The organism is Lactiplantibacillus daowaiensis (assembly GCF_005405085.1).
Classification (GTDB): domain Bacteria; phylum Bacillota; class Bacilli; order Lactobacillales; family Lactobacillaceae; genus Lactiplantibacillus; species Lactiplantibacillus daowaiensis.
Genome location: NZ_BJDJ01000001.1, coordinates 55,609 through 69,804, shown reverse-complemented (window position 1 = coordinate 69,804; position 14,196 = coordinate 55,609). Strand labels below are relative to the sequence as shown.

At 47.6% G+C, this 14,196-nt stretch carries 13 protein-coding genes and 1 other annotated feature; of the genes, 8 read left to right on the top strand and 5 right to left on the bottom strand.

Going from position 1 to position 14,196, the window contains the following annotated elements; all coding sequences use genetic code 11:
• Positions 1-74 precede the first annotated feature (74 nt).
• Both FFM75_RS00315 and FFM75_RS00310 read left to right on the top strand, forming a co-directional pair.
• On the top strand, positions 75-1,328 hold the full coding sequence (locus tag FFM75_RS00315; protein ID WP_137627196.1) for a sensor histidine kinase: 1,254 nt from the start codon (positions 75-77) through the stop codon (positions 1,326-1,328).
• Positions 1,321-1,944: a response regulator gene (locus FFM75_RS00310; protein ID WP_137627195.1), complete on the top strand. Its 624-nt coding sequence runs from the start codon at positions 1,321-1,323 to the stop codon at positions 1,942-1,944. The genes FFM75_RS00315 and FFM75_RS00310 overlap by 8 nt, the downstream gene beginning before the upstream one ends.
• A gap of 115 nt (positions 1,945-2,059) precedes the next feature.
• Here the strand turns inward: FFM75_RS00310 and FFM75_RS00305 are convergent, their stop codons facing one another.
• Positions 2,060-2,476 carry an Lrp/AsnC family transcriptional regulator gene (locus tag FFM75_RS00305; RefSeq protein ID WP_137627194.1) on the bottom strand — a complete coding sequence of 139 codons (417 nt, stop codon included), beginning with the start codon at positions 2,474-2,476 and terminating at the stop codon, positions 2,060-2,062.
• Positions 2,477-2,678: 202 nt separating this feature from the next.
• Between FFM75_RS00305 and FFM75_RS00300 the strand changes: the two genes are divergently transcribed.
• The 3 genes from FFM75_RS00300 (at position 2,679) to FFM75_RS00290 (ending at position 6,590) form a co-directional block, all read left to right on the top strand.
• A complete protein-coding gene (locus tag FFM75_RS00300) occupies positions 2,679-4,205 on the top strand; it encodes an ABC transporter permease/substrate-binding protein (RefSeq protein WP_137627193.1) in 1,527 nt (508 codons plus the stop codon).
• A gap of 1 nt (position 4,206) precedes the next feature.
• Positions 4,207-5,175, top strand: coding sequence for an ABC transporter ATP-binding protein (locus FFM75_RS00295; protein ID WP_137627192.1), 969 nt, complete (start codon positions 4,207-4,209; stop codon positions 5,173-5,175).
• Positions 5,176-5,255: 80 nt separating this feature from the next.
• Entirely contained in the window at positions 5,256-6,590 is a 1,335-nt protein-coding gene (locus FFM75_RS00290; protein ID WP_137627191.1) for a dihydrolipoyl dehydrogenase family protein, read from the top strand.
• Positions 6,591-6,649: 59 nt separating this feature from the next.
• Here the strand turns inward: FFM75_RS00290 and FFM75_RS00285 are convergent, their stop codons facing one another.
• The 4 genes from FFM75_RS00285 to FFM75_RS00270 all read right to left on the bottom strand — a co-directional run bounded on the left by FFM75_RS00285 (position 6,650) and on the right by FFM75_RS00270 (position 10,174).
• Entirely contained in the window at positions 6,650-7,264 is a 615-nt protein-coding gene (locus tag FFM75_RS00285) for a sugar O-acetyltransferase (RefSeq protein ID WP_137627190.1), read from the bottom strand.
• A 6-nt stretch (positions 7,265-7,270) separates the two neighbouring features.
• Positions 7,271-8,419 carry an MFS transporter gene (locus tag FFM75_RS00280; protein ID WP_137627189.1) on the bottom strand — a complete coding sequence of 383 codons (1,149 nt, stop codon included), beginning with the start codon at positions 8,417-8,419 and terminating at the stop codon, positions 7,271-7,273.
• Positions 8,416-9,213 carry a Cof-type HAD-IIB family hydrolase gene (locus FFM75_RS00275; RefSeq protein WP_137627188.1) on the bottom strand — a complete coding sequence of 266 codons (798 nt, stop codon included), beginning with the start codon at positions 9,211-9,213 and terminating at the stop codon, positions 8,416-8,418. Before FFM75_RS00275 ends, FFM75_RS00280 begins: the two co-directional genes overlap by 4 nt.
• Before the next feature lie 88 nt (positions 9,214-9,301).
• Positions 9,302-10,174 (bottom strand): AraC family transcriptional regulator, encoded by an 873-nt coding sequence (locus FFM75_RS00270; protein ID WP_137627187.1) that lies wholly within the window; start codon positions 10,172-10,174, stop codon positions 9,302-9,304.
• Between the two features lie 131 nt (positions 10,175-10,305).
• On the opposite strand from FFM75_RS00270, the gene FFM75_RS00265 reads away from it, so the two are divergent.
• From FFM75_RS00265 to FFM75_RS00255, 3 genes are all read left to right on the top strand, one after another.
• On the top strand, positions 10,306-11,142 hold the full coding sequence (locus FFM75_RS00265) for a Cof-type HAD-IIB family hydrolase (protein WP_137627186.1): 837 nt from the start codon (positions 10,306-10,308) through the stop codon (positions 11,140-11,142).
• Between the two features lie 34 nt (positions 11,143-11,176).
• Positions 11,177-11,434: a binding site (T-box leader), on the top strand.
• 141 nt (positions 11,435-11,575) lie between these two features.
• Complete coding sequence (brnQ, locus tag FFM75_RS00260) at positions 11,576-12,946, top strand: branched-chain amino acid transport system II carrier protein (RefSeq protein ID WP_137627185.1); 1,371 nt, start codon at positions 11,576-11,578, stop codon at positions 12,944-12,946.
• Positions 12,947-12,996: 50 nt separating this feature from the next.
• Positions 12,997-14,172, top strand: coding sequence for a cation:proton antiporter (locus FFM75_RS00255; protein WP_137627184.1), 1,176 nt, complete (start codon positions 12,997-12,999; stop codon positions 14,170-14,172).
• The last annotated feature ends 24 nt before the right edge of the window (positions 14,173-14,196 follow it).

Genomic DNA, 14,196 nt, shown 5'->3' with positions numbered 1-14,196 from the left:
GTTCTAGTAGAAACTAGTGTAAAGTCGTCCTCAGTAAGTCGAGGACGACTTTTTTACGGAAGGAAGGATCAATCATGCCGCCAAAACCGAAACCAGTACAGCAAGCTGTGCAAAGAGAAATTTTAACGAAAGGTCGCCCCGCCAGTCTCGCTTGGTTATTGATCGTGGCTTGTTTAACGTTAGGGATGCATAATGCAACGTTAATTGCGACCGGTCAATATGGTCAAGGTGGCTTGGGCGTGGTCAATACCCCTTGGAAAACTTGGCTGGTGATGGTGGCTTTTGTGGGCCTGGTCGGGGGCTTGATCTGGCTATTACCGCGTTTGATTGGGCAACCATTTTGTCAGTGGGGGGTGATGGTTTGCCAATTAGCATTGACCGTGGGTGTCGGGACTTGGCTACATGGTGGTCAAGAACTGTTATATATGGGGATGTTGCCACTGATGTTAATTGAAGGGTTGAATCTGGTCAGCAATAAATGGTGGGTGTTGGCACTGATTTGGTTGACCTATGGTGCTGTTTGGGTGTCTTACGGGCTTAATACGAGTTGGATGCGGATGGCGATCATGATTCAGGCGAGTTTGTTCACGGCGTTTATTGTGATTTATTATTGGCGCTTTTATAGTCGCCAAGTTGATGAACGAATGAAGAGTGAAAAAGTCCTGGCTGAATTACAGTTGGCGTATAAACAGCTGGAAGCTTCTACCGCCCGTAACGAACGCGAACGGATGGCCCGTGAACTACATGATACGTTAACGCAAGGGTTAGCCGGCGTGGTCATGCAACTGGAAGCCGCTGATAATTTATTAGATAATGACCAAGTGACCCGGGCCAAACCAATTATCAAACGGAGCGTCACGATTGCCCGGAAAACGTTGCAAAATTCTCGGTTAACGTTGACGGACTTGCGCAGTGCTAGTGAAGGTGATCTCCTGGGACGGCTGCAATTGTTGACCGAGACCTTCCAAAAAAATTATGGTCTTACCGTACAAACGAAGTTGCCAGATTTGCCCCAGTTCACCCCGGATGTCTTGACCGAAGTCTCACGGTGTATCTCAGAAGCGCTAACTAACGTGGTCAAACATGCGCAGACCGATACGGTGATCATTCGCGGACAACGGCAAGCGGCGTCCTATCAAGTTCAAGTGGTCGACTTTGGTCAAGGGTTCAAAGCCACCATGCGACAACCCGCTGGCCATTTTGGCTTAGTCGGATTGCAAGAACGGATGACGGCGATTGGCGGCCAACTCCAATTAACTAGTGAACCTGGTGAAGGCACGACCGTGACGTTTTTAATACCAATTAAAGTGGGTGATAAGCATGATTAAAGTGATGTTAGTCGATGACCATCAATTGTTACGAGAAGGGTTAAAGACGATTTTAGAAACAACCAATGACTTTGAAGTTGTGGCGGAAGCAACTGATGGCCAACAAGGTCTGGACGCGTTGGCTAAGGTGACCCCAGACATCATTATCCTAGATATTCGCATGCAACCGATGGATGGTATCACGATGTTACGGCAATTACGAGCCCAACAAAATCAAGTGCCGGTCGTCGTTTTAACGACCTTTGATGATCAAGCACCGATTCAACAAGCGATGCAATTAGGTGCGAAGGGCTACTTATTAAAAGATGCCACGCGCGAGACGATTATTCAAACCTTGCATAATGCGTTAAACGGCCAAGTGGCGCTAGAAGCTGAGATTGCAGCCAAAGCCTTTCAACCGGCGACGACGACAACCGCTGCCCCACTCAGTCCCCAAAATCAAGCGATCTTAACCGCCGTGGCGCAAGGTTACCATAGTAAAGAAATCGCGGCGACGATGCATTTAAGTGAGCGGACCATCAAAGCCCATTTAACGCAAATCTACAATGATTTCGGGGTCTTTACGCGGGCTGAAGCGGTGGCGTATGCCTTGAAACACCAATTGATTGAAATTTAACCGGCCTGATTAGTCGGTTTTAACATAAAAATCTCACCAGCCTAATTGAAAGGTCAATTAGGCTGGTGAGATTTTTTGTGTCGTTAGCATGCAGTAGTCACTTGCTGTTAAGCGTTTAAAAAGCTTCTGCCACGATATCGATAACGCGATAGGTGGCAAGTTGACTTAAAGCTTGTAGAAATGCATCAAGGGCTTGGCTGTCGAAGAAGGCGCCTTCGATTAAGTAATTCATCTCACCAGTCGTGCGGTAATGGTGGCGGATCGCATTGCGATTGGCTTGAATAAAAGCTAAGTAAGCCGAGTGTTGCCGCTGCTTGAGCCCGACTTGAATATACACTTGGCGTTGGTAGCCCATCTTGGTCAAATCAGTCTCAATCGTATAGTGTTTGATGACGCCATCAGTTTCTAAACGATCAATGCGGGCAGCGACCGCTGGGGCCGTGAGATGAACTTGTTTGGCAAGATGACTAACTTTAAGGCGACAATTTTGATTTAATGCTTTGAGAATTGCGAGGTCAGTGGGGTCGGTCATAAATAAACACCTTATTTTTTAAAGTTTTAAGGGGCAAACCCTTTATTTTTCATCTTAACAGTTCTGACAAAAACAAGTAAACTAATAATCGTTGAACTTTTGAAGTTACAGGTAAGCTGAAATCGTAAAGCGTTTTGCTGCGGTTTTGGAAATGATTATGCTACGATAAAACACATTAGAAGTCAGGGATTGGGAGGGTATTATGCAGACCTTAATACAAACATTTATGGAACGTCGCGGGGACTTATTAACGGCGCTCTGGCAACATCTGGGAATTTCATTAGCCGCTTTAGTGATTGCAATGGTAATCGCGATTCCGTTAGCGATTTGGGCGGTCCGGCGACCGAAGCTAGCCGAAGGGTTACTGCAATTAACCAGTGTCTTACAAACAATTCCGTCGCTAGCACTTTTGGGATTACTGATTCCACTAGTGGGGATTGGGACCGTACCGGCTGTGATTGCGTTAGTCATTTACGCCTTACTCCCGATTTTTCAAAATACGTACTTAGGGATCGATGAAATTGATGAGTCGATTGAAGAAGCGGCGGATGCCTTTGGGATGTCGCGCATGCGCAAGTTATTTAAAGTCGAGTTACCGATTGCGATGCCACAAATCATTGCTGGGATTCGCACGGCGGTCGTCTTAATTATTGGGACGGCCACGTTAGCCGCTTTGATTGGAGCAGGCGGGCTTGGGACGTTTATTATGTTAGGCATCGATCGTAACAACACGTCACTCTTATTGATTGGGGCGATTTCGTCAGCCTTACTAGCAATCGTGTTAAGTGCCCTGATTCGGTGGTTTCAAACAGCCAAACCTAAACGCGCACTGACGGTTTTCGGCATTATTTTAGTGTTGCTTGGTGGTGGCGGGGCTTACAGTGTATTTGCCAACCGGACGGAAACGATTACGATTGCGGGGAAGTTAGGTTCTGAACCTGAGATCCTCATTAACATGTACAAACAACTCATTGAAGCCAATGATAGCCACGTGAAAGTGTCGTTGAAACCCAACTTTGGTAAAACGACCTTCTTGTTCAGTGCGTTAAAACATGACCAGATCGATATTTACCCAGAATTTACGGGTTCAGTCTTAGAAACGTTAGTGAGTGGCAGTCATCCGAAAAATATGACAGCTGATCAAACTTACCAATTGGCCAAGCAACGGCTAGCCAAGCAAGCTGATATGCAATTGTTACAGCCGATGAAGTATAACAATACGTATGCTTTGGCGGTGACGAAAAAGTTCAAGCAACAACATCATTTAAAGACGATCAGTGACTTGACCCAAGTGGAATCGCTCTTGAAACCAGGGATGACGCTTGAATTTATTGATCGTGATGACGGGTTAAAGGGACTGAAAAAAGCGTATGGCTTAGATGTGACCGCGAAGTCAATGGAGCCGGCTTTACGGTATGAAGCGATTAGTAAAGGCCGGATTAATTTGGTCGACGCGTATTCCACTGATAGTGAATTGCGGCAATATAACTTGGCTATTTTGAAGGATGATAAGCACTTTTTCCCAACATACCAAGGGGCACCGTTAATGAAAAAGGCGTTTGCCACGAAGCATCCGAAGGTGGTCCAAGCTTTGAATAAGTTAGCGGGGAAGATTTCAGAAACGGATATGCAAGAAATGAACTATGAAGTGAATGTTAAAAATGAATCTGCCGCAACGGTAGCCCATCACTACCTCGTTAAACACGGCTTATTGAAAGGGGGCAATTAAGATGACGACGGCGATTGAATTTCAACATGTGCAAAAGGATTTTAATGGCAATAACGTTATTCCAGACCTGAACTTGACAGTGGCTAAGGGCGAATTATTTGTTTTAGTCGGGACGTCTGGTAGTGGCAAGACCACATCATTAAAGATGATCAACCGGTTAGAACCGCTAACGGCCGGTAGGATCTTAGTTAACGGCCAAGATACGACGGCGATGCCGTTGCGTGAATTGCGTTGGGATATGGGTTATGTCTTACAACAAATTGCCCTCTTTCCAACAATGACAGTGGCGCAAAATATTGCCGTGATTCCTGAAATGAAGGGGACCCCCAAAAAAGAAATCAGTGCGACAATCGATGACTTACTACAAGAAGTCGGGCTAGATCCAGCGGTCTATCGTGACCGGATGCCAGATGAACTATCAGGTGGTGAACAACAACGTATCGGTATCTTACGGGCGATTGCCTCACAGCCGACGACGGTTTTGATGGATGAGCCGTTTAGTGCATTAGATCCGATCTCACGGCAACAGTTACAAGACTTGGTCTTAAAGCTGCATCAGCGGTATCACAACACGATCGTCTTTGTCACGCATGATATGAATGAAGCGTTGAAGTTAGGTGATCGCATTGGCGTTATGCGGCATGGTGAATTGTTACAAGTTGATACGCCAAGCGCGATTGCGCAACATCCCGTTAATGACTTTGTCCGCGACTTTTTTAATGCCAGTCGCGCCAAAAAGATTTACGATGTGTATGTTGGCCGGGTCGGTCTGGTGGAAGGCTACTTATCGGCTAAACCAGCGGTCGCGGCCGATAACATCCAAGCAATCGATGCGCAAGCGACCTTGCGCACTGCCTTTGAAGCTTTAGCGACCCATGATTATTTAGCCGTCACAGAAGAGCAAGTGGTCCGGGGGTATTTGGATCGCCAGACGGTGATGCATTATTTGAGTACGCATGAACCAGATTAAGCTGTGAGGTAAGTCAGGCTTGCTGAACCTGGTTTGATTAGTCCAAATCCAACAACAAAATCCAAGGGGGACAAGAATTCATGACAACACAATATGACGTAATCGTAATTGGTGGTGGCCCAGCCGGGACTGCCATGGCAGGCGGCCTGCGTGCCCAAGGTAAATCGGTGTTGATTATTGAAGCTGATTTATGGGGCGGCACTTGTCCCAATCGTGGCTGTGACCCGAAAAAGATTCTGTTGAGCGCGGTGGAAGCCAAACGGCAGGCGCAAAACTTGCAAGGTCATGGGTTGAGTGGTGTCCCTGATGTGGATTGGCCAGCTTTGATGGCCACTAAGCGTGGGTATACGGATGGGATTAATGATGGTACGTTAGCGGGCTTAAAGTCACAAGCAATCGCGACATTACATGGTCAAGCTTACTTTCGGGCAGATGGTCAATTAACGGTCGATGGCACCGTCGTGACGGGGAAAGACTATGTGATTGCGACCGGCCAACGTCCGGTGATCCTACCGATTACGGGGAACGAATGTTTTAAAACGAGTACTGATTTCTTAAATCTAAATACGATGCCGAAGCGCGTGACTTTTGTCGGTGGTGGCTACGTCGGGTTTGAATTAGCGACGATTGCGCGGGCAGCGGGTGCTGAGGTTCATTTGATTCATCATAACCGGCGACCGTTAAAAGCCTTTGACCCTGATTTGGTCCAGGCCTTAATGGCGAACTTAACTGCCCAGGGCGTAACGATCGACTTGGATGTTAACTTGAACAAAATCACGCCGCAAGCAACTGGGCTGCAGTTGACCGATGATGCGAACTTTAACTTAATGACGGACTTAGTCGTTTGTTCAGCCGGCCGGCAGCCGAATGTGGATCATTTGGGTTTAGAAAACGTTGGTGTGACCTATAGTCGTCGTGGCGTTCAAGTTAATAACCATTTACAAACGGCCAATCCCCATATTTATGCGATTGGCGATGTTAGTGATACGCCAGTACCGAAGTTGACCCCGCTGGCCGGCTATGAAGCGCGGTACTTAGTTGGGGATTTAATTAAAGCGGGTGCGCCAATCAGTTATCCGGCGGTGCCAACTGAAGTATATGCGGACCCGAAACTCGCCGAAGTTGGGATTACGGCAGCTCAGGCGAGCGCTGCACCAGCCACGTATCAAGTTAAGACACTAGACATGACGCATTGGTTTACGTACTATCGGCTCCAGACGCCCCAAGCATTGGCGAAAGTCGTGGTTGACAAGGCGAGCGGCCGAGTAGTTGGCGCCAGCTTCTTAAGCGAACTGGCGGATGAAATGGTCAACTATGTGGCGTTGTTGATTGATAAGCAGCTCACTTTACCGGAACTACAACGGTTGATTTTAGCTTATCCAACGCCAGCTAGTGATTTGCAGTATTTGTATTAAAATAAAAAAATCTGCTAACTTATCCCTTTTTTAAAGGCTGAGTTAGCAGATTTTTTTAATTACGACAATAATTCGGGATCGATTCGGCGATCTTTAAAATAAAATTCACGGTCATGGTCACTAACTGGTCGCATGACATGACAAGGATTACCCACGGCAACCACGTTATCTGGTAAGTCTTTGGTTACCACACTACCTGCACCAACGACAACGTTATCGCCAATCGTCACGCCAGGCAAGACGATGACGCCGGCGCCGAGCCAGCAGTTGCGGCCAATGTGGATGGGCATGTTGTATTGGTAGTTTTGTGCCCGTAGTTCTGGCAGAATCGGATGACCGGCAGTGGCTAAAGTCACGTTCGGCGCAATCATCGTATGGTCGCCAACGTAGATATGGGTATCATCGACCATCGTTAAGTTGAAGTTGGCGTAGATGTTAGCGCCAAAGTGAACGTGATGGCCACCGAAATTAGCATGAAATGGGGGTTCCAAGTAACAATTGGGCCCGATTTCGGCGAAGAGTTCTTTTAAGAGTGCTTGTTGTTTTTCGGGCTCACTAGGCCGGGTATGATTGTAGTCGTACAACCGATCTAAGTAGCGTTTTTGATCAACTTCGATTTCAGGATCATCAGGTAAGTACAAGTCACCGGTGTGCATTTTTTTGAGATTTGACATGGAAAATCATCCTTTCTGAGTACGCCAGGCCCATAGCCCGGTCAAAAGTGTCAGTAACGTTAAGCTAGCGGCAATCCAGCCTAACACGTTGGTTGTTAAAGTGGCTGGCCCCAACGTGCCCAACCAGTTCCAAACGAGTGGGGCAAAGAAAGCACTGATGATGGTCGCAATCGTGATGCGACTACTCATCGTATCGATTTGATGGCCCGTCAAGTCGGCTTGGCTCGTGAAAACCAAATATGGGCCGGTATACGAGTAAATAAAGTTAAAGCCAACGGCCGCCGCAATGCCAATTGGGGCACTGGTCGTCCACCACAAGATAAACACCGTCAAAGCCGCGCCAGCGTAGCCAAGCATCAACGTATAACGATGGAGATGCTGGTGGAGTTTGCCAAAGGTTAAGCCAGCTAGCAAGCCACCGAGATTCATCGCCGCTAAAGTCAGATTCAAAACACTGGCATTGCCAAAGTGGCGTTCAGTAAAGAGCGTCGGTAGTTTTAATTGCACGCCCCAAATCAGCAAATAAGTCATAAAAGTTAACGCCAGTAAGATCCAACGCGAGGCCGGTAACTTGGCATGTTGATGGGTGGTCGTGGTGGTTTCAGTAGTCGCGGGCAATGCTTTAACGGCCAAGAATGCTAAAACCGCTAAAATCAAATACAACAAGAACACAGCCCGCCAACTGAGCAAGACTAACCAACCGGCTAATACTAGTAATACGGCGTTACCTAAGGCCGACAAGCCCGTCTGATAACCAAGTAACCGGGCTCGCAACTCACCGTGATACGTATGCGCAATCAGGCCGATCGCATGGGGTGAAAATAGCCCAATGCCCAGACCTAAGATGATCCGACTTGCCATGATTAATGTTAAGTTGGTCAGAAGTAGCGGCAAGGCACCCGCAACGGCACTGAGCAACAAGCCACTAATGACGACGTGGCGACTCCCAAAGCGTCTGGTTAAATAAGGATTCAACAAGAGCGTGATTAAGGCGCTGAGATTTGCACTTGTGACGAGCCATTCGATCAACGTGGGTGCCGCCGTCGGGAATTGTTGTGTCAGTTGTGGGATGATCCCGGTGATGACCGTTGTGACGCCACTGACAAACGAGAGGCTGAGGATACTCGTTGTCGTCAGTTTATTAGGGGTACTCATTGGGGATCAACCAAAAAGTCAGCCATAAAGTTCAAGACACCTTGATTTTCATTGTCGGTCGTTTGGTCGTCAGCCACGGCCTTCACGGCAGGTTGCGCATTTTGCATCGCCACGCCCAAACCAACTTCGCGTAACATTTCGAGGTCGTTGCCACCATCGCCAAAGGCACACATTTCAGTTAGACTAATGCCTAAAATATCACCTAATTCATGTAAGCCAGCCGCTTTATGGGTCCCTAGTTGAATGACATCAATATCGCCATGCCCACTACTTGTCGGGACGGCGAGGCCAATTAAAGCGTCGCGTAATTGGGCCACGATGGCGTCGGTTTGATCAACTGGACAAGTAATGGCGAATTTTAAGATTTGGTCATCGATTTGATCGAAGCTTGCAACCGCGGCGAGTTCGGGGTAGTAGCGGTTGACATCGGCGACGTGGACCGGGTCTTCGGTCGTTAAGACGTAAGCCCGACGGAGGCCACAAACCGTGATCTGTAATTCTGGAATCGCTTGCAATTTGGGCAAAATTTGGGCGACTACGGCGGGATTAAAGGTGTGGGCGGCATAAGTTTGGTTCAAGTCCCGAATGTAGGCCCCATTCTCAGCGACGTAAATCGTATCGGGATACTTTTCAAAAAACGACTTTAATTGATAATACTGGTTACCACTCGCCACGACCCAGCGAATACCTTGTTGTTGTAATTGGGCATGTAAGGCCGCAAAGCGGGTTTCGTCATAAGTCATATCGTGGCGCAAGAAGGTGCCGTCCATATCGGTTGCAATTAATTTAATCATCAGTCATAACTCCTTTAATTTAAAAAACACTCAGTTTTTAATCACTGAGCGTAGTTTAGCATGTCTATTTGAACTAGAGGGGTCATTTTTAAAGGCAACTGGTATCAATTTGATGGTCGCGTTGATAAGCTTGGCGATAATCAGTCGGCGTTAAACCTTTCCAAGCTTTAAAGTTGCGGTTGAGCGTCTTAGCAGTTGTGAAGCCGCATTGCATGGCGATGTAATCGACTTTCATATCGGTGGCTAACAATAAGCGCCGTGCGTGCATCAGGCGGACTAACCGTAAGTAGCGGTTAACGGATAACTGTAAGTTCGCATTGAACTGCTGATTCAAAGTGGTGAGTGAGACATGATATTGGGCGGCCAACGTTGAACCACTGATTGGTTCGGCATAGTGATCATTGATCGTTGTCATAATCTGATCCGTTAGTGATTGATTCGGATTGACCGTTGTTTGCGGCTGAGTCGTCGCGAAATGTTGATCAAGTTCGACGAGTAGCTGAAAAAAGTGACTGAGGACTAATAGGCGGACATTATCGCTGACCCCGCGATGCAATAAATCATGAATGGCTTGGAGATGTTGGCGAATCCGTTGGTAACTGGCTGGCTGTTGAGTCGTAGTCGCTGGTTGGTTGAGCGTCAATTGCCAATGCGCACTAGCGGGCAATTGGCTGAGTAAGTAATCATCATCGATAATCAACCCAAATTCGTCCCAATCAGCGGTCGGATCACCAGTGGCACTGTGGACACTACGCCGGTTCGTGGCCCAAATGTCACCAGGCTGGTAAGCCACCGTTTGCCCATCGGTGACAAACTTTAAAGTAGCGCCAGCGACTAAGTAGTTAAGCTCGATACCTTGGTGCCAATGCGGCGCCACATCGATGGTTGTCTGTGGATCATGTTCGTAATATTTAAATGGCAGTCGCGGCATTGTTTGGACTGCTTCATGTTGGATTTGCACCTGTCTTCACCTCATTGGCATGATGTTGGGTTATGTAAAATGACCCTGATTGCTTTTAATAATCGACCACCAATTGGCTGGTTAGTTGATAAACTTAATTGTAACCGTTTTTAGAGAGGGTGGTCAAAAGGATGTCTATTCAATTAGTTGCCATCGATGTCGATGATACGTTATTAACGTCAACGCACCAAGTCTTAACCAGCACGATCACGGCGGTTAAAGCCGCCATAGCCCAAGGTGTCAAGGTCGTATTATGTTCCGGGCGACCGTTGGCTGGTGTTGCCCCGTATTTAGCCCAACTCGGGATCAAAGGGGCTGACCAGTATGTGATTACTTATAATGGCGCCATCACTGCGACGACCAGTGGTCAGGTGATGGCCCAATATTTAATCGATAATGCCCAATATCGGCGTTTGACAACGTTTGCCACGCACCATCAGGCGAGCTTCAATGTGTTAGATGCGCACAGTACGATTTATACGGCTGACCATGATGTGAATCGTATTACGGTCGTTCAAGCTTGGGAAAACAACGCCGGGCTCTTGGTTCGCCAACCAGATGAGTTGCCCACGGACTTTCAGATTACCAAAGGTGTCTTTGGTGGCGAAAAGGCCGCTTTGGATGAACTGGAACCAATCGTACGCCAAACCTTTAGCGATGAGCTAGCCGTTATTCGGGCGGGCGCAAATTTCTTAGAAGTCTTGAATCCCGTTGTCAGTAAGGGACAGGCCCTAAAAGCGTTAATGGCACACTTAGCGTTGGCCCCGGCAGCGGTCATGGCGATTGGTGATGAAGCCAATGATTTGTCGATGTTTGATGTGGCCGGGACTGCCGTGGCAATGGCCAATGGGAGTTGGTTAGCACGCGAACATGCAGATATCGTGACTAAAAGTAACGATGATGGTGGGATTGCGGCCGCCTTTGCGCAAGTTATTTTTAACGAGGCAGTTGACAAGTTACAAAAATGAGTTTATGATTGCAAATGTTAAAAATAAATGAGATTAAATCGTGATGATCAGGAGAGTAACCGCAACGCCACTTACAGAGAGCTGACAGATTCTGGAAACGTCAGTAGCGTCGTTGGGGTGAAAGTAACCTGAGAACGGTTAATGCGAGGGTGACCGAGTGTTAACTGGTGGCACCCATTATCGTGCAAACGTATCGTTGTTGCAGTCTTGGACTGAGCAGCCGTACGCGATGAGGTGATGTGACGTGAGTCCATCACGAATTAAGGTGGTACCGCGCAAACGCGTCCTTTGAAGTTATTTCAAAGGACGCGTTTTTTTTGCGATTAAGAGAGGGGTTGAAGGATATGAGTAGCAAGACAAGTAATGGTGGGTTAAGTCGAGTGTCGTGGGCCCCATGCTGGACGTCACTAACGACTAAACGGAGGTTAAGCTTATGCAAACGAACAAATTATCTTTCAAACACTATCTCATTATCGGTTCAATGTTGTTCGGCATGTTCTTTGGTGCCGGCAATTTAATCTTCCCGATTCATTTAGGCCAATTGGCGGGGGCCCACTGGTTAACCGCTGGTGGGGGGTTCTTACTGACGGGGACCTTGTTGCCTTTATTAGGGATTATCGCCATCAGCGTGACGCGCAGCAATGGGATTTATGAGTTAGCCCGGCCCATCGGTAAACGCTATGCCACGGCTTTTATGATTTTAACGTGTGCCACACTTGGCCCGTTGTTTGCCACACCACGGACGGCGACCACCCCATTTCAAATTGGGATTGCCAGTCATGTCAGTACGAGTCAAGCACCGTGGGCTTTGCTGATTTATTCCCTGCTCTTTTTCAGCCTAACGTATTGGGCGTCGCGGCGCCCAACGCAGATTATCGATACGATCGGTAAGTTGCTCAATCCGGCATTTTTGATTTTATTAGCGATTATTTTCGGGATCGCCTTTACGCGGCCATTAGGGGCGGCGCATACGACGGCCGTTACTAGTGCGTATCAACAAGGGGCCTTTTTAAATGGCTTTTTGCAAGGATATAACACGATGGATGCCTTAGCGGCCTTACTCTTTGGGATTGCGGTTGTAACGACGATTAAAAGTTTAGGCCAGCATGAAGCCACCGCCATTGCCAAAACCGCTGCAAAATCAAGCTTGTTGAGTATTCTGCTTGAAGCGGCGATTTATCTGGGCTTGATCTGGTTAGGGGCGACGTCATTGACGCGCTTTAAGCTATCAACCGATGGTGGCATTGCGTTTTCACAAATCGCCAAAGCATTCTTAGGCGTTCCGGGGGAAATTATTTTAGCCATCATGGCGACGCTCACTTGTTTAACGACGGCGGTAGGCTTAGCGTCATCATTTTCAGAAGCCTTGCACGCGAAGTTTCCTAAAATTAGTTATCGGGCCTGGAATCGGCTATCTTGTGGCGCCTCATTTTTAATCGCCAATATTGGGTTAGATGCGATCATTGCTTGGTCAACGCCAATGCTCATGTTCTTATATCCACTGGCAATCACGTTGATCATCTTGTCGATTGCGTCACCCTTGTTTCAACGCGATGCCGCCGTTTATCGGTGGACGACAGGCTTGACGCTAATTCCGGCCGCTTTGGATGCGTTACGTTCAGCACCAACTATCATTACCCAACATAGCTGGGTGCAAGCGTTATTGGCTTGGGACAGTAAGACGTTGCCGTTAGCTAAATTAGGGCTCGACTGGGTGGTACCCGCGATGCTTGGCTTGGCGATTGGCTTAGGCTGGTATGGCATTCGGCGTTGGTGGGCGGCTAGAAGCTTAGACCTCAATTAAACTTAAAAGGTGTATGATGGAAAGAACAAGTTGTTTAAGGAGGGCCCCGGTTGAGTTTTTTAGGCACATTATGTATTTTGATTTTAGCAACGACTTTAGCGGGCCACTTTGCGCACCGTTTAGGGATTCCCGCAGTTATCGGGGAGATTTTAGTGGGGGTCGTCTTAGGGCCAGCCATTTTAAATGTCGTGCAATTGACCCATCTCGTCCAGACGTTTTCAGATATTGGCGTGGTCGTCTTGATGTTTATTGGTGGCTTGGAAAGTAATTTAGCGCTGTTGCGTAAGTATTTACGCCCCGCAATTATCGTGGCGATTATTGGGGTGATCTTTCCGGTCGTTGTCATGGGCATTGCGAGTCGCTTGTTTCAATTCAGTTGGTTTGAAGCGTTGTTCATTGGCGTGATCTTCTCGGCAACGTCCGTTTCGATTTCCGTGGAAGTATTAAAGGAATTCAAGGCCCTAGATACCAAAGAGGGGGCCACGATTCTAGGTGCCGCAGTCGCCGACGACATTATTGGTGTGATCTTACTCAGTATCATGATTTCGATGATGGGACAAACGAGTGGTGTCACGCAAACGAATCTGGGCATCGTGTTATTGGAACAGGTGGCCTTTTTCGGTAGCGTCTTTGTGGTCGTTAAATGGTTGGCACCAGTATTGATGCAATTAAGTGACCACTTGTTGATGGCCGCCAGTCCGACGATCATGGCCATTATTATTTGCTTAGCGATGGCCTGGTTAGCTGACCTCGTTGGTTTAAGTGGGGCAATTGGTGCCTTTTTCGCCGGCGTTGCAGTTGCTCAGACAGATTATCAAAAGGTGGTCGATGTCAGTATCGAACCCGTCGGCTATACGATGTTTATCCCCTTGTTTTTTGTCAGCGTGGGCTTAAACATGACTTTTGAAGGCTTCTGGCAGTCATTACCATTTATCGTAGTTATGACGGTCCTAGGCGTGTTCACCAAGTTAGTTGGGTGCGGCTTAGGCGCGCGTTTGAATGGGTTTAGTGGCCATAGTAACTATTTAGTGGGCGCGGGGATGATTTCTCGTGGTGAAATGGCCTTGATTACAGCACAAATCGGGTTTTCAGCCCATTTGTTGTCGAGCGATTATTATTCCGATATTATTTTAGTCATTATTTTGGTCACGATGATTGCGCCGTTTGTTTTAAAAGACGCGATTCATCGGGCACCCAAATTAGTGGTCAGTGATAAGTCAGCTTAAAGCTGGCGGACATAGCATTGGTGG